This is a genomic window from Janthinobacterium sp. GW822-FHT07H11 (assembly GCF_058798615.1).
This window is the reverse complement of record NZ_CM179507.1, coordinates 1,149,811-1,172,899: the sequence shown is the minus strand read 5'-3', so window position 1 is coordinate 1,172,899 and position 23,089 is coordinate 1,149,811. Positions and strand designations below refer to the sequence as shown.

The window sequence follows — 23,089 nt, the reverse complement described above, 5'->3', positions numbered from 1 at the left end:
CCTTCGTTGTTGACTGATGCAAACCAGTGTAACGAGGTCAACAACAAAGGAAAAGCAAATTGATTTTATCGAACCGATAGCTATTTACAATGTACAACCATGGGCATCGCATGCGCCGCCCAGTTGCGCCTGCCACTTCGCCGGCTGGCCCAGGAAGCCGCCGATATCGATCACGGACAGCTTGCCGCTGCCATCGTCGAGCACGAACGTGGGAAAGCCCTGGCCGCCCACCTGCGCCAGCAGGGCGCGGCTGGCGTCGATGTGCCGCTGCGTGGCGGCGCCCGCCTGCCGCGCATACTCGGCCTCGAAAGCGGCACCGTCCAGGCCCAGTTCCTGCGCCAGCGCCACCAGCACGGGCAGGTCGGCGATGCGCAAGCCGTCCACGTAATGGCCGCGCTGCACGCGCCGCAGCATGTCCAGGCCCTTGCCGGCCAGCGCTTCGGCCGCCAGGATGGCCGTGATCGGCGGCTCGGAATCCATCATGGCCGTGGTGTCGTTCAGCAAGCCGTTGACATAGGCATCGCCGAAGGGCTGGCCCGACAGTTGCTCGATGCGCCGGTCATGCGGCAGCACATAGCCGCGCCAGGCGGGCGTGATCTGGCGGCGATTGCTGCCCGTCATCATGCCGCCGCCATGGAAGGCCACCGCCAGGCCGGGCACGGCGCGCGCCGCCTCGAGCAGCGGCGCGGCGCCGTAGCACCAGCCGCACAGGGGGTCGAAAATGTAGTGCAGTGTGGGCATGGAGACCTCCTTGTTGCCGCTTACCATTTCATTTCGCCTTTGGCGACCTTGGCGCTCGTTTCCAGCGCGCCATCGAGGCCCAGGCTCGGGTAGTGCTGTTTCATGGCGGCGATCAGGGCGGCCGCATTGGCGGCCTTGGCCGTTTCCGCTTCGAACGTCACCAGATAGTCGCGCGTAAAGCCGATGCTGTCGGGCGTCAGGGGCGAGCCCACCTTGAAGTGGCCGGGCACGACGGTGGCGGGTTTCAGCGCGGCGATGCCGTCCAGTGTCTTGAGCCAGTCCTGGCGCGATTGCACGCTTTGCGTATCGGCCGTCCACACGTGCAGGTTGCCAAACAGCACCACGCCGCCGACGACGGCCTTGATCGACGGGATCCACACATAGGTGCGCGCTGGCGTCGGGCCGGCGATATCGAGCCACTGGCCTTCCAGGCTGATGCGCTTGCCTTTCAACGCTTCGGGAACGACGATGGCCTGCGGCGCATTGTCCTTCAGGATCGGCCCCCAGTAGGCGACCTTGGCGTCCATCTTGCGGCGGATCTCGGCCACGGTTTCCGGCGTGGCAACGATTTTTGCCTGCGGAAATGCGGCCTTGATCACGTCCAGGCCAAAGTAGAAATCCGGGTCGCTGTGGCTGATGTACACGGTGGTCAGTTTCTTGCCGCTGGCGCGGATCTTTTCCACCAGCTTTTGCGCTTCGCCGCGCGAAAACTGCGCGTCGATCAGCACGGCGTCATGCTTGCCCGCGACCAGCACGGAAGCGACGGGGAAGATGGCCGCCTCGCCCGGATTGAACACCTCGAGTGTGAGCGGAGCGGCGGCAGAGGCGGCGCCGGCGGCGAAGACGGTGGCAACGAGAATGCTGGTAATGGATCGGGATAACATGATGCGCCTTCACAAGATGATTGGGATGCACGCATCTTACGTTGCTTTATTCGGCAGAAAAACACAATAAAAAGCAATAGTTTGTTGCGAAATTCGATGCAATCGATAGCCATCCCGACGGCGGGCAGAGCGTCGCCCGGACCGGCGCGGTACGGCACGGTGTATTTTTCCGCCGAGGGCGTGCGCTAAAACAACATGGCAGGCGGATGCGCGGCGGCGTGTCCAAACGTGTCACATCGTCATGAGGGTGTAACAATCGCTTGCTATCTTGCTAGCTTTCAAACCTAGCCGGATGAACCACATGACACGCAGAAAAATTTCCGTCGCTGGATGCAGCGTCGCAATCACCTTGATGCTGGCCGCCTGCGGCAGCGACGCCAAAAAAGATGAGGTGGTAGTCGAAGCCCCACCGAAAAACGTCATCTTCTTCCTCGGCGATGGCATGGGCCTGACCACCATGACGGCCGCGCGCATCTATTCGGTGGGCGAAGACGGTGCGCTGACCATGGATACCCTGCCGGAAACGGCCTTCGTCAAGACGTTCTCGAACGATGCGCAAGTGACCGACAGCGCGCCGTCGATGGCTGCCTACATGACCGGCGTCAAGATGAACAATGAAGTCATTTCGATGTCGGCCAACACGGTCGCCATCGATCCGGGCAAGGATGCCAACGGCAACAAGCTGGTCAACAAATGCGGCACCGGCAACGGCACGCCCGCCACCACCTTGCTGGAACTGGCCAAGGCCAAGGGCTACGCGGCCGGCGTGGTCAGCACGGCGCGCGTGACGCACGCCACGCCGGCGGCCACCTACGCGCACATCTGCCACCGCGACCTGGAAAACGACATCGCCGCGGCCCTCGTGCCGGGCGGCACCGGCTATAACAGCGCCCTGGGCACCACCGGCCTGGAAGTGGTGCTGGGCGGCGGCGCGCAATTCTTCAAGCCATTCAAGGACGGCGGCAAGCGTTCGGACGACCGCGACCTGGTTGCCGAGCTGAAAGCAAAGAGCTACACCGTGGCCAACAACGCCACCGACTTCAAGGCCGTCGACGGCACCAAGACGGACCGCCTGTTCGGCGTATTCACTTCCAGCCACATGAGCTACGACCTGGACCGCGATGCGGCGAAGGAACCTAGCCTGGCGGAAATGACCACCAAGGCCATGGACGTATTGGCCAAGAACAAGAAGGGCTACTTCCTGATGGTCGAAGGCGGCCGCATCGACCACGCGCTGCATGAAACCACCGCCAAGAAAGCGCTGCAAGACACGGTGGCTTTCGATAACGCCATCAAGGCCGCCATCGAAAAAGCCAAGCTGACCGACCCGACCCTGGCCAATACCCTGATCGTCGTCACGGCCGACCATGACCACACCCTGGTGCTGAACGGCTACGCCAAGCGCACCGGCAAGACGGCCGCCGGCAACCCTGGCGTGCTGGGCGTGGTGAAGAACTACGTCACCGGCGCGGTCGAGAAAGACCTGGATGGCGCACCGTACTCGATCATCGGCTTCGGCAATGGCGAGAACCGCACGCAATCGAGCCGCGCCGCCATGGCCAGCCTCGACGAAACCGTCACCAGCGCCAATACCTACCACCAGGAAGCGGTGATACGCACCGCGGCCGGCAATGAAACGCACGGCGGCACCGACGTCTTCCTGGGCGCCATTGGCAAGGGTTCGGAAACCTTCCTGGGCACCATCGACAACACCACAGTATTCGGCCTGGTCAAGACCGCCGGCGGTCTGTAATCCCCAAGACACAAGAATTGGACACGCATATGAAACTTGCACTGAAATCCACCCTGAAACTGTCGCTGCTGACCACGCTCGTGGCCGCCAGCGTTGCCAACGGCGCCTACGCCGCCGACGCCAAGAACGTCATCTTCTTCCTCGGCGACGGCATGGGCCCTTCCGTCGTGACGGCTGCACGCATCTTCAAGTACAAGGAAGAAGGCAGCTTGAACATGGACAAGCTGGAACGCACGGCGCGCATCAAGACCTTCTCGCACGATGCGCAAACGACGGACAGCGCGCCATCGATGGCCGCCTACATGACCGGCGTCAAGATGAACAATGAAGTCATCTCGATGTCGTCGGACACCATCGCCAAGGAACCGGGCCGCGATGCCAACGGCAACCTGGGCGTGGACAACTGCCCCGCCAGCGGCAACGGCAAGTCCGTGCCGACCATCCTGGAACTGGCGAAAGCCAAGGGCAAGGCCGTGGGCGCCATCACCACCACGGAACTGACGCACGCCACGCCGGCAACGACCTTCTCGCACATCTGCAACCGCAATGCGCAGTACGCGATCGCCGCGCAAACGGCGCCGGGCGGCGTCGGCTACAACACGGCCCTGGGCGACGGCGTGGACGTGCTGATGGGTGGCGGACGCAACCACTTCACGCCATGGTCGGCCAGCAACAAGGGCGGCCGTGCCGACGGCCGCGACCTGCTGGCCGAATTCGCGGCCAAGGGCTATACCGTGGCCGCCAACAAGGCGGAAATGGCGGCCGCGCCAAGCAACAAGAAGTTCATCGGCCTGTACAGCGCGAAGAGCCACCTCGACTATGAACTCGACCGTACCTCGTCCAAGCCATCGGCCGACGGCGCCAACCAGCCTAGCCTGTCGGAAATGACGTTGAAAGCCATCGACCTGCTGTCGAAAAACAGCAATGGCTACTTCCTGATGGTCGAGGGCGGCCGCATCGACCACGCATTGCACGGCATCAATGCCAAGCGCGCGCTGGTCGACACCATCGCCTTCGACGACGCCATCAAGGCCGCCATCGACAAGGTCAAGGAAACCGATCCGAAGCTGGAAAACACCCTGATCGTCGTCACGGCCGACCATGACCACACGCTGGCGTTCAACGGCTACGGCAAACGCGGCAATCCTATCCTCGACATCAACCGCGGCTACAAGGATAACCAGCCCAGCAAGGATGAAGACGGCAATACCTACACCACCCTGGTGTTCGGTAACGGCCCGAACCGTCCTGACCTGCGCAGCAACGTTGACAGCGCCACGGCCCTGTCCGACAACTACCTGCAGGAAACAGGCGTGCGCCTGGCCAGCGAAACCCACGGCGGCGGCGACGTCAAGCTGCTGGCCACGGGCGCCGGCGCCAAGACCTTCAAGGGCACGCTGGACAACACCAAGGTATTTGACTTGCTGAAGGCAGCTTTCGGCTTCTGATCCGCATCAACACGGTAACCCCACCGGGGCGGATGGCGTATGCCCTCCGCCCCCTTTGCACACTTAAAGGCAACACCATGAAATCGACCCTGATCGCCGTCCTCCTGGCCGCCGGCTTTGCCGCCAGCGCCCAAGCCGCGCCTGCCGCCCCTGCCGACCTGGACCTGGGCATCACCTACTACAGCCGCGTACTGACGCCGGAAGGCGTGACGCGCGAGAGCCGCTATGAAGAAAAAATGCTGCGCCGTCCGGGCCACGTGTGGGTCGAACGCGTGCTGCCGTCCGCCATCGATGCGCATGCCGGCCACGCGCACGGCGAGCACAGGAAAGTGGCGCTGAAAACGTCGACCACGGCCACGCAGCAGGAGCACAAGCACTTCAATCCCGTCGCCATTCCCCGGCATGTGATGCTGGAAAAGAACACGGTCCGGGTGGAATACATCGATGCGCACGACAAGATCGTCGTCTCCATCCCGAAGGCGGAATACGAAAACGTCAATTTCGACGGCTCCTGGGAAAACAGCTTTTATCTGCTGGACCCGAAACTGGTGGCCGCCATGCCGCTGTCGAAACAGGCATCGAACGTGGCCGGCGCGCGCTGGCGCGAAGTGGAAAAGAACGGCGTATTCCAGCGCATCCTGTGGGATGAGCAAAAACAGATCCCGCTGATTATCGAGAGCGGCGACCGCGCCAACACCTTCTACCGCAGGGTCGACGTCAAGCTGCAGCCAGCCACCAGCAAGGCCCTGCCCTGGAGCGGCCTGCAACACTATGCGCAACGCGAGTACTCGGACTACCTGGACTGAGCCCCGCGCATGCCCGCTTGCGCTTGACCACGCCCGGTCGGCTGGCTAACATCGCTAGGGCACGGTCAACCTCGGGAGCGCGGCATGGATGAACAATTCGAAAATGGTTTGCGCATGCGCAAACAAGTGATGGGCGATGCCTTTGTCGAACGCGCTTTCGCCCAGGTCGATGCCTTCACGGCCCCGCTGCAGGATTTCGTCACGCGCAATGCCTGGGGCACAGTGTGGTGCCGCGACGGGCTCGATGCGAAGACGCGCAGCCTGGCGACGCTCGCCATGCTGACGGCCATGGGCCGCGCGCAGGAACTGCGCGGCCACGTGCGCGGCGCCGTCAACAATGGCGCTTCCATGAAGGAAATCCAGGAGGTCTTGCTGCATGCGGCCGTGTATTGCGGCATGCCGCTGGCCATCGACGCCTTCCGCTCGGCCCACGACGTGCTCAAGGAAATGGGCCTGGTGGAGCCGCCCCCGCCTGCCGCCTGAGCCCGGCCCCTTGCCCGAACCATCGCCATCGTCTTCGTCACCCCCGGCCTGCCCCGCCCCGGTGCTTGAGCCCCTTCCGGCGCGCTGCCGCGCGCCCCGCATCCTTAACATTGTGTTATGCGCAGCCAACAAATCGGCACGCGACATATAGTAAATTCCTGCCTACTATCGTTACCAGCAGTCACACAATGACACGCTGACACGCCCGCCGCCATCACGCGGCCCGCAGCCGCCAGCGCCTGCCCAGCCGCATGCACCATCGTCACAACACGCATTTACAATAACATCACATACCAGGAGTAGTCATGCCCGCCTCACCTGTATTGTCACGCCGGGCGCTGCGCGCCGGCGTCTTCGCCGCCGCCCTGCTGGCGCTGTTGCCAGCGCGCGCCGAGGTCGAACTCGACGGCCGCCACGCCAGTCCGGAAAGCATCGCCCGCATCGCCCGCGGCGAAACGCTGCGCATCGCCCCCGCCGCCCTGGCCCGCGTGCGCCAGTCGCATCAAGTCTTGCTCGATGCGGCGCGCAGCGGACAGAAAATCTATGGCCTGACCGTCGGCGTGGGCCTGAACAAGGACCGCGACATGGTCGATGCGCACGGCCAGCTGAGCGCCGACATCGTCGCCGCCTCGCGCCGCTTCAACGTCGGCCTGCTGCACGCACATGGCGGCGGCGTCGGCCCCGACGCGCCCGTGCTCGACGTGCGCGCGGCCATGGCGGCGCGCCTGAACGCCATGCTCAGCGGCGGCGCGGGCGTGCAGGAACAGATCGTCGATGCCTATGCGCGCCTGCTGAACCGGGGCGTGACGCCCGTCATGCCCGCGTTCGGCTCGCTGGGCGAGGCCGACATCACCCTGCTCAGCCATATCGGCCTGGCCATGCTGGGCGAAGGCGACGTCATTTACCAGGAGCGCAGGCAGCCGGCCGCGGCGGCACTGAAGGCGGCCGGCATCGCCGTCATCGAACCGTTCGGCAAGGATGCCCTGTCCATCCTCAGTTCGAACGCCTACGCATCGGGCATGGCGGCGCTGGCGCTCGACGAGCTGGAACGCCTGAACCGTGCCTCGCAGCTGGTATTCGCGCTGAGCCTGCAGGCCTTCAACGGCAATGTTTCACCGTTCCTGGAAGATACACTGGCGCTGCGGCCATTTCCGCAAACCCAGCGCGCGGGCGCCGAGCTGCGGCGCTTGCTCGATGGCGCCAGCCTGTGGCAGCGCGATGCGGCGCGGGCACTGCAGGACCCGCTCAGTTACCGCAGCGGCGTCTATCTGCTGGGGGAGCTCGACCGCAGTTACCGGCAAACCTTGGCGCAGCTGCAGGTCCAGCTCAATTCCTCGGACGACAATCCCGGCGTGGCGCTGGGCGTGACAGCCAGGTCGGCACGCTGGCAGGAGCAGCAGGGTTACGTGGCTGGCAAGGGCGCCGTGCTGCCGAGCGCCAACTTCGAACCGCTGCCATGGGTGCTGGCCTTCGAGGAAACGGGACTGGCGCTCGCGCACAATGCGCTGGCCTCGGCGCAGCGCATCATCAAGCTCAATGATCCGCACCTGACGGGCTTGCCCCGCTTCCTCGGCACGGCCAATAGCGTGCATGCCTTTGGCGCCATGGAAAAACCGGCCGTCGCGCTGGCGATGGACAGCAAGATGCTGGCCCAGCCGGTCTCGCTCGACTACCTGCCCGTGGCCGGCAATATCGAGGACGTGGCGACGAATGCGCCGGCCGTGGTGCAGCGCGTGCGGCGCCAGATCGAGAACAGCTACATGCTGCTGGGCATAGAACTGATCCATGCCGCCCAGGCGGCCGAGCTGCGCCGCGCGCAGGACCCGGCCTTCGCGCTGTCGCCGCCGACGCGCCAGCTGTTCCACGCCTTGCGCCAGCGCGTGGCCTTCCTCGACCAGGATCGCCCGCTGAGCGGCGACTTCCGCGCCGCCGCCGACGTCCTGCGGAGCCTGCCATGACGCGCCGCCTCGTCAACGGCGGCCTGGCCGCCCTGCTGCTCGCCGCCGGTGCGGCGCAAGCCCAGGCGCCCGCCAGCAGCGTCAATTTCTATGGTTTCATCGATGCCAGCGTGCGCTACCAGCATGGCGCCGATGGCGGCACGGCATCGGTCGTCGACGGCAGCGAATACGGCTGGGCCGGCAGCCGCTGGGGCATCAGCGGCAGCGAGGACCTGGGCGGCGGCCTGAGCGCCGTGATGAACCTGGAAAACGGCTACGCCATCGATACGGGGGAGTCGCGCCAGGGCGGGCGCCTGTTCGGCCGCACGGCCTATGTCGGCTTGCGCAACGGCTACGGCGAGCTGACGCTGGGGCGCCAGTACAACGCGCTGTACTATGCGGGCTCCTGGCACAGCGACCCCACGTATGTCTCGAGCTGGTCGCCCAGCGTGGTCCACCAGCTCGACTACGCCTGGGACAATGCCATCGCCTACACGGGCCATTTCAGCGACGTGATCGTGCGCGCCACGTATGCGCCGGGAGAAAAGGCCGGCACGACGCGCGGCGCGCGGCAGGCCGTCAGCGTGCTGTACAACGGCCAGCCGTTCGGCCTGGCCCTGGCATATGGCGGCGCCGACGGCAATGGCTTGCGTACTTTCAACGTGGGAGGCTATTACACGGCCGGTCCGCTGACCGTGCAGGCCACGCATTACCTGACCCGCAACGAACCGTACAGCGGTGCGCGCCGGGTCGCCACGCAAGGCCTCGGCGCCATCTACATGGCCACGCCGGAGCTAGAACTGACGGGCGCCTGGTGGCGCACCGACAGCGATGGCACGCGGGAAAACAAATACCTGGTGGCAGCCCGCTACAGCCTGTCCAAGCGCAGCAAGATCTACCTGGAAGCGGACACGGCATCGAAGCAGGCGGCGGCGCGCCTCAGCGGCGTGCAGGCGGGCATGCAATTCACGTTCTAACCGGGCATAAAAAAAGCCAGGGAGCGATCCCTGGCTTGCCTGGCCCGCCGGCAGCGTTTACTCTGCTGCCGCCGCTTTCTTGGCTGGCGCCTTCCTGGCGGCCGGCTTTTTCACGGCCGTCGCCTTCTTCGCCGGCGCCTTTTTGACGGCCGCCGCTTTCTTGACGGCCGTTTTCTTCGCTGGCGCCGCGCCTTCTTCGCCTTCGACCTCGGCGGCAGCCGCCTTGGTCTTGGCGCCCGGCTTGGCCTTGCGCTCTTCAAACTCGAAGCTCACCTTGCCATCCTTGCCGCGCACGAGGAAAGCCTTGAACGGACGGCGCGTGCGCTGCGATACAAAGCCCGGCAGCAAGTCCGTCTTGCCATCGTTGAGCAGTTTGGCCATTTGTTCCGGCAAGATTTCCTGCTGCAAGATGATGCGGCCGCTGCGGAAATCGCATGTCTTCGGCTTGGCCACGCTGTGTTCGCACACATAGGCCAGGCCCATTTCATACACGCCGGCATTGCACTTGGGGCAAGGTCCGACTGGCGTCTGGCCCGTGAAATCGACGCCTTCGCCATCTTCGCTCTCGTCGTTCTGGCCGAAGTCGAATTCCAGCTTGAAATTCTTGATCTCTTCATCGCGCACGATGCGCAGGATGGCGGCGAACGGACGACCCATCTTCGAGCGGAAGCCTTGCAGCGGGCCGATGGTGCGGTCCTTCAGCAATTGTTCCACTTCGGCGATTTCAAACTGGCGCGAACCCGGCGTCTTGCTCATCGAGAATTCGCACTTGGTGCAGGCGAAACGGCGGTAGTTTTCCTTCACCACGCCGCCGCAATTCGGGCATGGCGTTTCCAGGGTCGCGTAATCACCGGGAATGGTGTCGTTATCGTATTCCTTGGCGCGCTTGACGATGATTTGCGTCATCTGCGCGATTTCGCGCATGAATTCTTCGCGCGAAATCTTGCCCTTTTCCATCTGCGACAGCTTGTATTCCCACTCGCCCGTCAGCTCCGGTGCCGTCAATTCATTGACGCCCAGGCCTTTGAGCAAAGTCATCAGCTGCGACGCCTTGGCCGTCGGAATCAGTTCGCGGCCTTCGCGGATCAGATAGCGCTCCGTCAGCAAGCCCTCGATGGTGGCCGCGCGCGTCGCTGGCGTGCCTAGCCCCTTGCCGGCCATCGCATCGCGCAGCTCGTCGTCGTCGATCAGCTTGCCGGCGCCTTCCATGGCCGACAGCAAGGTCGCTTCCGTGAAGCGCGCGGGCGGCTTCGTCACCAGGCCGTTGGCGCTGACGCTTTCCGTCTGCACCTTCTCGCCCTTGGCGACGGGCACCAGGTTGCCGTTGCCATTGCTTTCCTTGTCCGCGTCCGTCGATGCTTCCTTGCCGTAGATGGCCAGCCAGCCCGGATTGGTCATGACCTTGCCTTCAGTCTTGAACTGATGGCCGGACACTTCCGTGTAGCGCGTGGTGACCTGGAATTCCGCAGGCGGGAAGAACACGGCCATGAAGCGGCGCGTGACCAGGTCGTACAATTTCTGTTCCGGCTCGGACAGGTTCTTCGGTGCGATCGTCGTCGGGATGATCGCGAAGTGATCCGAGATCTTCGTGTTGTCGAAGATGCGCTTGTTCGGCTTGACCCAGCCCTTGTCGATGATCTGCTTGGCGAACTGGTGGTAGTTGCTGTTTTCCTTGACCGTTTCCAGCGCCTGCAGCACGGTCGGCATGTAGTCTTCCGGCAGGTGGCGCGAATCGGTACGCGGATACGTCAAGACCTTGTGCTTTTCGTACAGGGCCTGGGCCAGGCCCAGCGTATTCTTGGCCGAGAAACCGAAACGCGAGTTCGCTTCGCGCTGCAAGCTGGTCAGGTCGAACAGGCCCGGCGCCATCGAGGTGGTCGGTTTCGATTCTTCCGTGACGATGCCTTGGCGGCCGCGGCAGGCGGTGGCGATCGAGTCGGCAGCGGCCTTGCTCCACAGGCGCTCGGCGCGCTTTTCCGGGTCGTTCTCGTCCTTCTTGAACTTCGTGTCGAGCCAGCGGCCTTCATAGATGCCGGCCGCACAAACGAATTCGGCGCGCACTTCCCAGAAGTCGCGCGGCACGAATTTTTTAATTTTGTCTTCGCGTTCGACCACGATGGACAAGGTTGGCGTTTGCACGCGGCCCACGGTGGTCAGATAGAAGCCGCCTTCTTTCGAATTAAACGCCGTCATGGCGCGCGTGCCATTGATGCCGATCAACCAGTCGGCTTCCGAACGGCAGCGGGCCGCGTCGGCCAGCGGCAGCATTTCCTCGTCGCTGCGCAGGTGCGAGAAACCGTCGCGGATGGCGCCCGGCGTCATCGACTGCAGCCACAGGCGCTTGACCGGCTGCTTGGCCTTGGCGTTTTGCGCGATCAGGCGGAAAATCAGCTCGCCTTCTCGCCCCGCATCGCATGCGTTGATGAGGGTGGTAACGTCTTTGCGTTTGATCAGCTTGTTTAATACTTTGAGGCGCGCTTCCGTCTTGGCGATCGGGTTCAGCGCGAAATACGGTGGAATCATCGGCAAGTGCGCGAAACTCCATTTGCCGCGCTTCACGTCGAATTCTTCCGGCACGGCGATCTCCAGCAAGTGGCCGACCGCCGACGACAGGACGTATTCATCCGATTCAAAGTACTCATCGTGCTTGGTAAAGCCGCCAAGCGTCTTCGCGATATCGTTCGCGACAGAAGGCTTCTCGGCGATGATGAGGGTTTTTGTCATATTTTTTAGTCTCGAAAAATGCTCTAGGATAGTTTCAGCATGCGCATCATACAGTGCATTGCCAGGCGCCGACGCTTTTGTCTGCGCGAAGCCTTGTGACTTGTGGTCTTGTCAAGCGGCCAATGATAAGCGCCTATTGAATAATTCGGCAAGTTATCTGCAAGCAAGAATGCGCCAGCGCAAAGACAATGGGCCAGCGCGCGCGCCGGTGCAGTGCATCGTCAAGGAGATGGCGCGGCAGCCGCGCCAGGGTCAGGCCAAGCGCCGCAGCGCGGTCGATGATGACACTACATATTAGTGTAACAAGCGGGGAGAAAGATCTTCATCGTCGACGAACAGGTCGTCGAACATCAGGGCATCCGGTTCCTTGCCCTGGCTCCACAGCAGCATCAGCACGATGACTTTCAGCTTGCCCAGCGAAACGGGCGCTTCGTCGAGCGCCAGCGCCCGTTCGATGACGATTTCGCGCTGCAGCGGCGAGAGCACCTTGGCGCTTTCCAGGAACTGGATGAAACCGATGGCGGCCGTGCCCAGCACGTCGCTTTCCTGCTTGACATAGAACCGCGTGCCTGTCGACGTCGACGTCAGCGCCTGCTCGGCACCGGCCATGGCCGTCAGGTCGGTCAGCCAGACGAGCGCTTCGGAAATCTCCACGTCGTCGAAACCGACGGCCGACAGTTTGCGCGCCAAGGCTGCCGGCTCGGGGCAGGCATCGGGGCGATAGTAAGTCTCGTAGAGGTACACCAGGATATCGAACATGGCTCTACTCTATCAGCTAAGTTCGCTGGGGCACAAGGGCACGCCCCGACAAAGCGCGGCGATGCAGCAAGGCCGCCACACAAGTGACAAGCTGTCATTTGCAGCGTTGAAACAATCCTCCCGGCAAGCGTTCCACCAGGCCCGCCAGCTCCAGCGCCAGCAATTGCCCCATCAGCGTGCCCACGGCCAGGCCGCTGCGCGCGGCCAGGGTGTCGGCATCGTGCGGATCGTAGCCCAGCACGGCCAGCAGCGGATGGGCGCCCGCCTCGCCCGGCGCCTCCGGCGCGCTGGCGTGCATGCCCTGCCACTGCAATTCCTGCAGCACGTCGTCGACCGACTCGACCAGCTTGGCACCCTGCTTGATCAGCGCATGGCAGCCCTTGGCCAGCGCCGAGTGGATGGAACCGGGCAAGGCATACACGTCGCGCCCCTGCTCGCCGGCCAGGCGCGCCGTGATCAGCGAGCCCGATTGCGCGGCCGCCTCGACCACCAGCACGCCGCGCGCCAGGCCGCTGATCAGGCGATTGCGGCGCGGAAAGTTGCCCGGCATGGCGGGCAAGCCCAGCGCATACTCGCTGACGATGCAGCCTTGTTCCGCGATTCTTTGCGCCAGATCAAGGTTACGCCGCGGATACACGAGATCCGCGCCCGTGCCGATCACGGCCACCGTGGCGCCCGCGCCGCGCAAGCCGCCCTCGTGCGCATGCGTGTCGATACCGAGCGCCAGCCCCGAGATGACGGTCAGGCCCGCCGCGCTGAGCGCCTGCGCAAACGCGGCCGCATTCTGCATGCCTTGCGTGCTGGCGTTACGGCTGCCGATGACGGCCACGCCGGGCCGCGACAGCAGTTCCGCGCGGCCGCGCACGTACAGCAGCAGCGGCGGATCGGGAATTTCCAGCAGCAGCGGCGGATACGCGGCATCGGCCAGGGTCAGCACGGCATTGCCCGGCCGCCGCAGCCATTGCAGGGTCAATTCCAGCTGGCTGTTGGCCACGCGCCGCGGCGGCTGCACGATGGCATGCGCCACGCCGGCCGGCACCACCTCGCGCAAGGCCTCGAACGAGGCGGCGAAAATCTGCGGCGGCAGGCCGAAGCGGGCCAGCAGGGCGCGCGCGGCCACCGGCCCCACGCCAGGCAGGTGCTGCAGGCGCAGCCAGCTTGCCAGTTCCGTGGCCGTAGCTGCCGTCGTTGCGATTGCATGCATGACAACCTCACAGTGTACCGGGCCATTCCATGCTAGCGCCATGGCAGGCGCGCGATACCGACGCGCGCAAGGATGCGTGCAATGACAGCGCAAAACGCCTCCCCATCCACAGGGCCATGGGCGTCTGTGATAAAATTTCCCTTTGCAGCAGACGAATAGCGCACTGGCAAACGCATCTGCCGCGCCGTTGCGCCCTACGCGCCCAAGCTTGGCGTACGCACACTAAAATAGAATAGCCCTGCCATCGTCCGCATGGCCCTGGCATGAATAATCAGGCGCACCGGCGCCCACCTTAACCAGTCGAATCCGTATGTCCATATTAAATATCCTGCGTTACCCCGATCCTCGCCTGCACACGGTCGCCAAGCCCGTCACCGAATTTGACGCGCGCCTGCAAACCCTGATCGACGACATGGCCGAAACCATGTACGACGCCCCCGGCGTCGGCCTGGCCGCGTCGCAAGTGGACGAGCATATCCAGATGATGGTGATCGACATCACCGAAGAAAAAAACCAGCTGCAAGTGTTCATCAACCCGGAAATCACCTGGGCCAGCGAAGAAAAGCAGGTCTACGACGAGGGCTGCCTGTCCGTGCCCGGCGTGTACGATGGCGTCGAGCGTCCGGCCCGCATCAAGGTGCGCGCCCTGGACCGCCATGGCAAGCCGTTCGAACTGGAAGCCGATGGCTTGCTGGCCGTCTGCATCCAGCATGAGATGGATCATCTGTTGGGCAAGGTATTCGTCGAGTACCTGTCGCCGCTCAAGCGCAACCGCATCAAGACCAAGATGATCAAGGAAATCCGCGGTCTCGAGCGCGAAGCGAGCCTGCGCGCACAGAACCGCCGTTTCTAAGCCGCTGCTGATAGACTAGGCAACAGTAGTCGTAACACCACGCCAGCCTGGCGCCTCCGGCCCGGGCCTGCGCACCTCACGTCAAGGAACAAGATGAAAGTGATCTTCGCAGGCACGCCTGAATTCGCCGCCACGGCCCTGAAAGACTTGCACGAAGCGGGTTTCGAGATTCCGCTGGTGCTGACCCAGCCCGACCGCCCCGCCGGACGCGGCATGCAGCTGCATGCCTCGGCCGTCAAGCAGTACGCGCAGCAGCACGGCATCGAGGTGCTGCAACCGCTGTCCTTGCGCATGGACAGCAAGGACCCGCAGCGCGCCGCCGAGGCGAAAGCGGCCCACGAACGCCTGCTGGCCACCGACTACGACGTGATGGTGGTGGCGGCCTACGGCTTGATCTTGCCGCGCAGCACGCTCGACATCAAGCCCTGCATCAATATCCACGGTTCATTGCTGCCGCGCTGGCGCGGCGCGGCGCCGATCCACCGCGCCATCGAGGCCGGCGACGATGAAACGGGCGTGACCATCATGCAGATGGAAGAAGGCCTCGATACGGGCCCCATGCTGGCCATTGAGCGCACGCCCATCGAAGCGGGCGATTCCACCGCCACCCTGCACGACAAGCTGGCCGCCCTGGGCGGCAAGATGATCGTCGAGACCCTGCGCAAGATGCAGCAGCAGCCGCTGGAAGCCGTGCCGCAGCCGGAAGCGGGCGTCACCTATGCGGCAAAGATCGCCAAGGAAGAAGCGGCGCTGGACTTCAGCCTGCCCGCGCTGGAACTGGGCCTGAAAATCCGCGCCTTCAACCCGTTTCCCGGCGCCTGCGGCCAGGTCGATGGCACCACCATCAAGATCTGGGCCGCCGACGTGCTGGAAGCGGACAGCAAGGAAGCGCCTGGCCAGGTGCTGGCGGCCGACGCCCAGCACGGCATCGTCGTGGCCTGCGGCAATGGCTCGCTGCGCCTGACGGAACTGCAAAAACCGGGCGGCAAGCGCCTGCCCGCGGCCGAGTTCATCAAGGGCTTCCCGCTCGAAGGCAAACGCTTCGCGTAAGCGTCCCCCGTCGCACCGACGTCCATAAAAAAAGGGCTTGCCGCGGCAAGCCCTTTTTGCGTCCAGCCAAAGCCTTAGCGGCGCGGCACCTTCATCAAACGTGCGCCCACGGACGACGACAGGCTGACCTCGAAACGGCCGCCGGCCGGCAAGGCGCTCACGTCGACGCTGGCGTTGCCGCCCGTCAAGTCGCTGGCCACCAGCGTCCTGCGGCCATCGGCAGCCACGTGCAGCACGGCCGCATACGGTTCCGCCTGCGCACCCCAGGCCAGCGCCAGCTTGCCGCCGCCTTGCCTCACGTCAAAACTGGCGTCGTTGGCGGCCGCCTTGCTGCGGCGCGCCGGGCGTTCCAGCTGGGCCAAAGCCTTGCCATTTAACAATACTTTCACCTCGCTGACCTCGCCGGGATTGGCGAAGCTGACGCGGAAATGGCTGATGGCGCTGCCGCCGTGATCAGCCAGCGCGGCCGCATCGAAGGGCAAGTCGATAGTCAGGCCGGACGCGGTCAGCACCCGCAGGGTGTAAGCGTGGCCGCTGCCGCTGGCGGCGGCGCCCACGCGCACGGACGAGGCGATGGCAGGATGCAGGGCCACGCCGGCCGGCGTGATGCGGCCTGAAATGGTCAGGTAGCCATGCTCGGCAAGCGCCATGCTGGCGGCCAGGACATTGCTGCCCGTTACCTGCGAGCTGCGTTTTTCCAGGAATTGCTGTACCCGCACATAGCTGTAGTCGGAAAACCAGGCGCCGCTGCAATAGCTCATCACATCCTTCATCTGCGTGCCGCCATTGGCGGCCTTGCTCAGCTGGCCGATGCTGCCCGTATAGTTGCTGTCGTACAAGGGTTGCGGTCCCAGGTCGCCGTCCGCATACGGATAATCAAGCACCGCATTGGCCGGACCGCCGCAGGCAACGTGCTCCAGCGAGTGATTGTGGCCCAGTTCATGCACGAGCGTCGTCAGCCATGCAGGCCAGCGATTGCCGAAAGGATCGACCGCCGCGATGTTGACGAAGCTGGCGTCCACGCCGATGGCCGACGTGAAGTCGAAGTTGCCCGTGCGCCGATTGACGTAGGCCAGGCCCGCGACGCGGGCGGCGGACATTTTCGGCACCAGGCCATAATAATAGGCGCCGCTGTCTTCCAGCACGCGTTTTCTTTCCAGCGCATCGAGGGCAGGGGTCCACCAGTTGTCGGCCGTGCTGCTGCCGGACACGGACAGGGCGGCACGCGTGCTGATGCTGATATTTTCCGCCGCATACGGATAGACGCGCAGCAGCGCGGCACGGATCGCCTCCAGGTCAGGCACTTGCGCCACGCCATCTTCGGTGCTCAGCGGCACCAGCACCAGGCGGATCTTTGCCGTGCTGGCCACGACAGGCGCCGCCTCCTGGCTCGCCTGCAGGCTGTCGGCGCCTATGGCCGTCACGCGCACGCGCACGCCGGGCAAGACCCAGGCAGCCGGCAGGACGGCACTGAAATTGCCATTGAAGCTGTAATCGTTTTTTTCAATCGGCAACACAGCGGGGCCGCTCATCGTGATGCTGCCCAGGCTGGCGCCATTGGCGGCCGTGGCGCTCAAGGTCACGGCGGGACTGGCCTGGCCCGCTTGCGTGGCCAGCACGGGCACGCGCACGGCGGCCGGCTTGCCGCGCGTGAGGCGCAAGGCCGTGTCGCTGGCATTGAGGTTGATGACCTGGGAAAAATCGATGCTGCCCAAGGTAAAGGACGACACCGTGCCCGCGTTGACGTCAAGGCGCGACGCGGCCGACAGCATCACATTGCCCGTCGCCGCGGCCGGCGCGGACAGCAGCAGCCGGCTGGCGCTGGCGCTGACGATGCTCGCCGGAGTGCCGCCCACGGACGCGGCGCTGACCTGGTCGAGATTGCTGCCCAGCACCGTCACCGACAGCGTCGAACCGCTGACGAGGGAGCTGATCGATGTCACCGCCACGCTGGGCAGGACCGTGTAGCTGTCGTTGCTGATGACGTCGTTATACGGGCCGCGCAGCGTCAGCGGCCCCGTCGCGGCGCCGGCAGGCACCACCACGCTGACGCTGTTCGCATTCTGGCTTTGCGGCATGACGGACGCGCCATTGCCAAACTGAACCGCCGTGACCGCTCCCATGCCGTTGCCGGTGACGGTAACGCTGGAACCGGCGCCGCCCGTTGCCGGCGCGACGCTGCCTACCGTCAATGGCACATACACATTCACGTTATAGCTGGTCGCCGTCGTGCCGCTGGCACTGACGAGGCTCAAGGCGCCCGCCACGGGCACGCCCGGCATGAGCAGCGTGACGCTGGCATCGCTGGCGGCGCTGGCGGCGACGCTCACGCCACCCACCTGGAACGCCGTCGCGCGGCTCAAATTGGTGCCCGTGACCACCACGCTGCCGCCGACGGCGACATTCGTCGCCGATACCGCGGTCACCACCGGCGTCACCACAGGCGTATTCGAACTGCCCGCTCCCCCCGCATCGCCGCCACCGCCGCACGCGGACAGGCCCAGCGTGATGAACAATGCAATAAGTAAATGTTTTTTCATGGCTGGCAGCCATGTTCTGGCAATGCGCTGCCGGTAGATACGCGGGGGAAATGTGACATATTGGCGACTTTGGAGAGGATCTAAATTCTTGGAAGCAACATTATCGATGAATTTGATTCCAATGGACAACTATTAATATTTTTAATTCAATTGGTTTTGACAATAATTACAATGACTATTTAATAATATTTATATACAGCATCATTTGTTTCATTTTGCATTGTCTAAAATCAAGATTATTCCCGAAGCAGCAATTGCCATTCCCTTCATGAAAACATCGGCTGCCGGCAAGGCTCTTGGTGGCAGAATGAACATTTCCGGCCAGATTTTCGCCATGATCCCTTTCGTGCACGGCGGCCGCGGCGGTGGCGGCCATGGGCGATGTGTTGCGCGCGCGGGCACGGACTGGCTGACATTGCCTTTTGCCCAAAACCAAAGCAGCCTGATGCCGTATAATTTTAGACCCGGTGATTCAGGCGATTGCCACCTTCCGCCTGCCCTACCCGGCCGGCTCTCTCCGTCAGCCGACCCTGCTGGCCCGCAACCGCCTCGTACCGTCTTGTCGCCGCGCCGCCGCCCGTTTGCCTATTGAAAGCATGAAATGAACGATACCGTGATCCCCGCCATGTCCCCGACCGAAGCCACCTTGCGCGCCATCCTCGCGCGCCGGATCATGATCCTCGACGGCGCGATGGGCACGATCATCCAGCAATACAAGCTCGACGAAGTAGCCTACCGTGGCGGCCCTGCCGGCCGCTTCATCGATTTCGCCGCGCCGGCCGACAGCGGCGCGCGCGAACTGTTCGTCAAAGGCAATAACGAGCTGCTGACCCTGACGCAGCCGCACATCATCCAGGAAATCCACGAGCGCTACCTGGCGGCCGGCGCCGACCTGATCGAAACGAATACCTTCGGCGCCACGACGATCGCGCAAGACGATTACCACATGGCCCACCTGGCCTATGAAATGAACGTGCAGGCGGCCAGGCTGGCGCGCGCCGCCTGCGACAAGTATTCCACCCCGGACAAGCCGCGCTTCGTCGCCGGCGCCCTGGGCCCGACGCCGAAGACGGCCTCGATCTCGCCCGACGTGAACGACCCGGCCGCGCGCAACGTCAGTTTCGACCAGCTGGTGGCCGCCTACCTGCAGCAGACGCAGGGCCTGGTGGAAGGCGGCGCCGACGTGCTGCTGGTGGAAACCATCTTCGATACCCTGAACTGCAAGGCGGCCCTGTTCGCCATCGACCTGTACTACGAGCAAAACCCTGGCGTCGTGCGCCTGCCCTTGATGATTTCCGGCACCGTCACGGACGCCTCGGGCCGCATCCTGTCGGGCCAGACCGTGCCCGCCTTCTGGAACTCCGTGCGCCACGCGAAACCGCTGACCATCGGCCTGAACTGCGCGCTGGGCGCCGCCCTGATGCGCCCGTACGCGGAAGAGCTGGCCAAGATCGCCGACACCTTTGTTTGCATCTACCCGAACGCGGGCTTGCCCAACCCCATGAGCGACACGGGCTTCGACGAGTTGCCGGCGGACACCTCCGCCCTGCTGCGCGAATTTGCCGACGCGGGTTTCTTGAACATGGCGGGCGGCTGCTGCGGCACCACGCCCGAGCACATCGCCGCCATCGGCGAGTTGCTGTCGAAAAACACGCCGCGCACCGTGCCGGCCCCGTCGCACGACCTGCGCCTGGCCGGCCTGGAACCGTTCGTCGTCAATGACGAATCGCTGTTCGTCAACGTGGGCGAGCGCACCAACGTCACGGGCTCGAAAGCGTTCGCGCGCATGATTCTCAACGAGCAATACGACGAGGCGCTGTCCGTTGCCCGTCAGCAAGTGGAAAACGGTGCGCAAGTGATCGACATCAACATGGACGAGGCGATGCTCGACTCGCTGGCGGCCATGACGCGCTTCTTGAACCTGATCGCCTCGGAACCCGATATTTCGCGCGTGCCCATCATGGTCGACTCGTCGAAATGGTCGGTCATCGAGGCGGGCCTGAAGTGCGTGCAGGGCAAGGCCATCGTCAACTCGATTTCCATGAAAGAAGGCGAGGAAGAATTCCTGCGCCAGGCAAAACTGTGCCGCCGCTATGGCGCGGCCGTGATCGTCATGGCCTTCGATGAAAAAGGGCAAGCCGATACCTTCGAGCGCAAGATCGAGATTTGCGCCCGCGCATACCATTTATTGATCGATGCCCTGGACTTCCCGCCGGAAGACATCATTTTTGATCCGAACATCTTTGCCGTGGCCACCGGCATCGAAGAGCACAATAATTACGCCGTCGACTTCATCAACGCCACGCGCTGGATCAAGGAAAACTTGCCGTACGCGAAGATTTCGGGCGGCGTGTCGAACGTGTCGTTCAGTTTCCGCGGCAACGATCCGGCCCGCGAAGCCATCCATACCGTCTTCCTGTACCACGCCATCAAGGCCGGCATGACCATGGGCATCGTCAACGCCGGCATGGTGGGCGTGTACGACAACCTGGACCCGGAATTGCGCGAGCGCGTGGAAGACGTGGTGCTGAACCGCCGCGAAGACTCGACCGAGCGCATGATCGAATTTGCCGGTACCCTGAAGGCGGGCGGCAAGGCCGAAGCGCAAACCCTGGCCTGGCGCGAAGGGACCGTACAGGAGCGCCTGTCGCACGCGCTGGTGCACGGCATCACGCAATTCATCGTGGAAGACACGGAAGAAGCGCGCCAGGAACTGCTGCACAATGGCGGGCGCCCGATCCACGTGATCGAAGGCCCCTTGATGGCCGGCATGGACGTGGTCGGTGATTTGTTTGGCCAAGGCAAGATGTTCCTGCCGCAAGTGGTGAAATCGGCGCGCGTCATGAAGCAGGCCGTGGCCCACTTGATTCCATTCATCGAGGAAGAAAAGCTGCTGGAAGAACAGCGCACGGGCATCGTCGCCAAGCCGAAGGGCAAGATCATCATGGCGACCGTGAAAGGCGACGTGCATGACATCGGCAAGAATATCGTCACGGTAGTCTTGCAATGCAATAACTTCGAAGTGGTCAACATGGGCGTGATGGTGCCGTGCTCGGAAATCCTCGCCCGCGCCAAGGTGGAAAACGCCGACATCATCGGCCTTTCCGGCCTGATCACGCCGTCGCTGGAAGAAATGGCGTATGTCGCCAAGGAAATGCAGCGCGACGAACACTTCCGCATGCTGAAGATTCCCCTGCTGATCGGCGGCGCCACCACCAGCCGCGCGCACACGGCCGTGAAAATCGCCCACAACTACGAAGGCCCCGTGATCTACGTGCCGGACGCCTCGCGTTCCGTATCCGTGGCGCAATCGCTGCTGACGCCGGAACAGCGCGACAAGTACGTGGAAGACATCGAACTCGACTACGCGCGCATCCGCGAGCAGCACGCCAACAAGAAGGCCCTGCCCATCCTGCCGCTGGCGCAGGCGCGCGCCAACAAGATGGTCGTGCCCTTCGATGGCGCCTGCACGCCCGTGAAACCGAAGTTCATCGGCCGCCGCGTGTTTAAAAATGTCGACCTGGCCACCCTGGCCAACTATATCGACTGGGGTCCGTTCTTCCAGACCTGGGACCTGGCCGGTCCCTTCCCCGCCATCTTGACCGATGACGTGGTGGGCGACGCGGCCACCAAGGTGTATGCGGAAGGCCAGGCCTTGCTGAAAAAACTCATCGACGGGCGCTGGCTGACGGCCAATGGCGTCGTGTCCTTGCTGCCGGCCAATAGCGTCAATGACGACGATATCGAGGTGTACACGGACGATACGCGCAGTACGGTGGCGTTCACGTATTACGGCATGCGCCAGCAGGGGGTCAAACCCGTGGTCGACGGCGTGCAGCGCCCGAACCAGTGCCTGGCCGATTTCATTGCGCCGAAGGCAACGGGCGTGAAGGACTACATCGGCATGTTCGCCGTCACGTCCGGCCTGGGCATCGAAAAGTACGAAAAGCGCTTCGAGGATGCGCACGACGATTACTCGTCCATCATGCTCAAATCGCTGGCGGACCGCCTGGCCGAGGCGTTTGCCGAATACCTGCACGAGCGCGTGCGCAAGGATTTGTGGGGCTACGTGCCCGATGAGCACTTGAGCAACGACGACATGATCGCCGAAAAATATGTCGGCATCCGTCCCGCGCCCGGCTATCCCGCCTGCCCCGAGCACACGGTCAAGAAACAGATGTTCGAGGTCATGCAGGCCGAGGAAATCGGCATGCAGCTGACGGAATCGTATGCCATGTTCCCCGGCGCGGCCGTGTCCGGCTTCTATTTTGCCCATCCGGAGTCGAAATACTTCGTCGTCGGCAAGATCGGCATGGACCAGGTGGAAGACATGGCCAAGCGCCGTGGCGCCAGCATCGAGGACGTGGAACGCTGGCTGGCGCCGAACCTGTCATAAGCGGTGACAAGGCGCGCGGAACTTTTCGCGCGCCGCGGCGCACTAACGCAGTATGCCGGCCGGCATGCTGCATGCCCGCTCCGGCCCGTTCCCCAACTGGCAAGGAGGTAATATGGCAACCAACTTCAAACTGAAACGCTGGCAGGATCAGGTGATCCTGTTGCTGGGCCTGTGGCTGATCGTCTCGCCCTGGGCCTTTTCCTATCCTGAAGGCTCGCCGCAAATGGTCAATGCCTTTGTCTCGGGCCTGGTGATCGCCGTGCTGGCCGCCTTCGACCTGTACAAGACCTATTTCTGGGCCGTCGTCGTCAACCTGCTGGTGGGCGTGTGGGTGGCCGCCTCGCCCTGGGTGCTGCGCCTGGCCGACCAGCGCGTCGTCATGTGGAACGAGCTGATCGTCGGTATCGCCGTCGTCATCCTGGCCCTGTGGGAACTGCGCACCGACCCCGAGCTGCACAAGCACTGGCCCGGCGCGGCCGCGTAGCGGCGTAAAAAAGCCCTGTCACGGCGACGCCGTGCAGGGCTTTTGAAGAA

At 63.7% G+C, this 23,089-nt stretch carries 17 protein-coding genes; 10 read left to right on the top strand and 7 right to left on the bottom strand.

Features of this window, described 5'->3' with window-relative positions:
• Positions 1–84: 84 nt before the first annotated feature.
• Entirely contained in the window at positions 85–741 is a 657-nt protein-coding gene (locus AC3RCJ_RS05220; protein WP_492959860.1) for a DsbA family protein, read from the bottom strand.
• A gap of 20 nt (positions 742–761) precedes the next feature.
• Positions 762–1,625 (bottom strand): MBL fold metallo-hydrolase, encoded by an 864-nt coding sequence (locus tag AC3RCJ_RS05215; protein WP_492959861.1) that lies wholly within the window; start codon positions 1,623–1,625, stop codon positions 762–764.
• Positions 1,626–1,977: 352 nt separating this feature from the next.
• Here AC3RCJ_RS05215 and AC3RCJ_RS05210 point away from each other — a divergent pair, with 352 nt between their 5' ends.
• The 6 genes from AC3RCJ_RS05210 (at position 1,978) to AC3RCJ_RS05185 (ending at position 9,029) form a co-directional block, all read left to right on the top strand.
• Positions 1,978–3,378, top strand: coding sequence for an alkaline phosphatase (locus AC3RCJ_RS05210; protein WP_492959972.1), 1,401 nt, complete (start codon positions 1,978–1,980; stop codon positions 3,376–3,378).
• A gap of 29 nt (positions 3,379–3,407) precedes the next feature.
• The gene (locus AC3RCJ_RS05205; protein ID WP_492959862.1) at positions 3,408–4,826 is read left to right on the top strand and encodes an alkaline phosphatase; all 1,419 of its coding nucleotides are present in this window, start codon (positions 3,408–3,410) and stop codon (positions 4,824–4,826) included.
• Positions 4,827–4,903: 77 nt separating this feature from the next.
• Complete coding sequence (locus tag AC3RCJ_RS05200; RefSeq protein ID WP_492959863.1) at positions 4,904–5,632, top strand: hypothetical protein; 729 nt, start codon at positions 4,904–4,906, stop codon at positions 5,630–5,632.
• Positions 5,633–5,716: 84 nt separating this feature from the next.
• The gene (gene pcaC, locus AC3RCJ_RS05195) at positions 5,717–6,115 is read left to right on the top strand and encodes a 4-carboxymuconolactone decarboxylase (RefSeq protein ID WP_492959864.1); all 399 of its coding nucleotides are present in this window, start codon (positions 5,717–5,719) and stop codon (positions 6,113–6,115) included.
• A 305-nt stretch (positions 6,116–6,420) separates the two neighbouring features.
• Complete coding sequence (locus tag AC3RCJ_RS05190) at positions 6,421–8,073, top strand: HAL/PAL/TAL family ammonia-lyase (RefSeq protein ID WP_492959865.1); 1,653 nt, start codon at positions 6,421–6,423, stop codon at positions 8,071–8,073.
• Positions 8,070–9,029 (top strand): porin, encoded by a 960-nt coding sequence (locus AC3RCJ_RS05185; protein ID WP_492959866.1) that lies wholly within the window; start codon positions 8,070–8,072, stop codon positions 9,027–9,029. Before AC3RCJ_RS05190 ends, AC3RCJ_RS05185 begins: the two co-directional genes overlap by 4 nt.
• A 57-nt stretch (positions 9,030–9,086) precedes the next feature.
• Here the strand turns inward: AC3RCJ_RS05185 and AC3RCJ_RS05180 are convergent, their stop codons facing one another.
• The 3 genes from AC3RCJ_RS05180 to dprA form a co-directional block, all read right to left on the bottom strand.
• Complete coding sequence (locus AC3RCJ_RS05180) at positions 9,087–11,753, bottom strand: DNA topoisomerase III (protein WP_492959867.1); 2,667 nt, start codon at positions 11,751–11,753, stop codon at positions 9,087–9,089.
• A gap of 294 nt (positions 11,754–12,047) precedes the next feature.
• Positions 12,048–12,512, bottom strand: coding sequence for a Smg family protein (locus tag AC3RCJ_RS05175; RefSeq protein ID WP_492959868.1), 465 nt, complete (start codon positions 12,510–12,512; stop codon positions 12,048–12,050).
• 94 nt (positions 12,513–12,606) lie between these two features.
• On the bottom strand, positions 12,607–13,716 hold the full coding sequence (gene dprA, locus AC3RCJ_RS05170; RefSeq protein WP_492959869.1) for a DNA-processing protein DprA: 1,110 nt from the start codon (positions 13,714–13,716) through the stop codon (positions 12,607–12,609).
• 310 nt (positions 13,717–14,026) lie between these two features.
• Here dprA and def point away from each other — a divergent pair, with 310 nt between their 5' ends.
• Together def and fmt are read left to right on the top strand one after the other, a co-directional pair.
• Positions 14,027–14,569 carry a peptide deformylase gene (gene def, locus AC3RCJ_RS05165; RefSeq protein ID WP_492959870.1) on the top strand — a complete coding sequence of 181 codons (543 nt, stop codon included), beginning with the start codon at positions 14,027–14,029 and terminating at the stop codon, positions 14,567–14,569.
• 93 nt (positions 14,570–14,662) lie between these two features.
• A complete protein-coding gene (fmt, locus tag AC3RCJ_RS05160) occupies positions 14,663–15,619 on the top strand; it encodes a methionyl-tRNA formyltransferase (protein WP_492959871.1) in 957 nt (318 codons plus the stop codon).
• Between the two features lie 74 nt (positions 15,620–15,693).
• Here the strand turns inward: fmt and AC3RCJ_RS05155 are convergent, their stop codons facing one another.
• Complete coding sequence (locus AC3RCJ_RS05155; protein ID WP_492959872.1) at positions 15,694–18,159, bottom strand: hypothetical protein; 2,466 nt, start codon at positions 18,157–18,159, stop codon at positions 15,694–15,696.
• A 210-nt stretch (positions 18,160–18,369) separates the two neighbouring features.
• Complete coding sequence (locus AC3RCJ_RS05150; protein WP_492959873.1) at positions 18,370–18,495, bottom strand: hypothetical protein; 126 nt, start codon at positions 18,493–18,495, stop codon at positions 18,370–18,372.
• A 289-nt stretch (positions 18,496–18,784) separates the two neighbouring features.
• On the opposite strand from AC3RCJ_RS05150, the gene metH reads away from it, so the two are divergent.
• Positions 18,785–22,555: a methionine synthase gene (gene metH / locus AC3RCJ_RS05145; protein ID WP_492959974.1), complete on the top strand. Its 3,771-nt coding sequence runs from the start codon at positions 18,785–18,787 to the stop codon at positions 22,553–22,555.
• Between the two features lie 112 nt (positions 22,556–22,667).
• Positions 22,668–23,039: an SPW repeat protein gene (locus AC3RCJ_RS05140; protein WP_492959874.1), complete on the top strand. Its 372-nt coding sequence runs from the start codon at positions 22,668–22,670 to the stop codon at positions 23,037–23,039.
• Positions 23,040–23,089 lie beyond the last annotated feature (50 nt).

Excerpts from the sequence above, each read along its gene's own strand:
- AC3RCJ_RS05185 (WP_492959866.1), top strand. The coding sequence starts at position 8,070 with ATGACGCGCCGCCTCGTCAACGGCGGCCTGGCCGCCCTGCTGCTCGCC.
- AC3RCJ_RS05210 (WP_492959972.1), top strand. The coding sequence starts at position 1,978 with ATGCTGGCCGCCTGCGGCAGCGACGCCAAAAAAGATGAGGTGGTAGTC.
- AC3RCJ_RS05150 (WP_492959873.1), bottom strand. The coding sequence starts at position 18,495 with ATGGCGAAAATCTGGCCGGAAATGTTCATTCTGCCACCAAGAGCCTTG.
- AC3RCJ_RS05215 (WP_492959861.1), bottom strand. The coding sequence starts at position 1,625 with ATGTTATCCCGATCCATTACCAGCATTCTCGTTGCCACCGTCTTCGCC.
- AC3RCJ_RS05205 (WP_492959862.1), top strand. The coding sequence starts at position 3,408 with ATGAAACTTGCACTGAAATCCACCCTGAAACTGTCGCTGCTGACCACG.
- metH (WP_492959974.1), top strand. The coding sequence starts at position 18,785 with ATGTCCCCGACCGAAGCCACCTTGCGCGCCATCCTCGCGCGCCGGATC.
- pcaC (WP_492959864.1), top strand. The coding sequence starts at position 5,717 with ATGGATGAACAATTCGAAAATGGTTTGCGCATGCGCAAACAAGTGATG.
- AC3RCJ_RS05140 (WP_492959874.1), top strand. The coding sequence starts at position 22,668 with ATGGCAACCAACTTCAAACTGAAACGCTGGCAGGATCAGGTGATCCTG.
- AC3RCJ_RS05200 (WP_492959863.1), top strand. The coding sequence starts at position 4,904 with ATGAAATCGACCCTGATCGCCGTCCTCCTGGCCGCCGGCTTTGCCGCC.
- AC3RCJ_RS05190 (WP_492959865.1), top strand. The coding sequence starts at position 6,421 with ATGCCCGCCTCACCTGTATTGTCACGCCGGGCGCTGCGCGCCGGCGTC.
- AC3RCJ_RS05155 (WP_492959872.1), bottom strand. The coding sequence starts at position 18,159 with ATGAAAAAACATTTACTTATTGCATTGTTCATCACGCTGGGCCTGTCC.
- AC3RCJ_RS05220 (WP_492959860.1), bottom strand. The coding sequence starts at position 741 with ATGCCCACACTGCACTACATTTTCGACCCCCTGTGCGGCTGGTGCTAC.
- fmt (WP_492959871.1), top strand. The coding sequence starts at position 14,663 with ATGAAAGTGATCTTCGCAGGCACGCCTGAATTCGCCGCCACGGCCCTG.
- AC3RCJ_RS05175 (WP_492959868.1), bottom strand. The coding sequence starts at position 12,512 with ATGTTCGATATCCTGGTGTACCTCTACGAGACTTACTATCGCCCCGAT.
- dprA (WP_492959869.1), bottom strand. The coding sequence starts at position 13,716 with ATGCATGCAATCGCAACGACGGCAGCTACGGCCACGGAACTGGCAAGC.
- AC3RCJ_RS05180 (WP_492959867.1), bottom strand. The coding sequence starts at position 11,753 with ATGACAAAAACCCTCATCATCGCCGAGAAGCCTTCTGTCGCGAACGAT.
- def (WP_492959870.1), top strand. The coding sequence starts at position 14,027 with ATGTCCATATTAAATATCCTGCGTTACCCCGATCCTCGCCTGCACACG.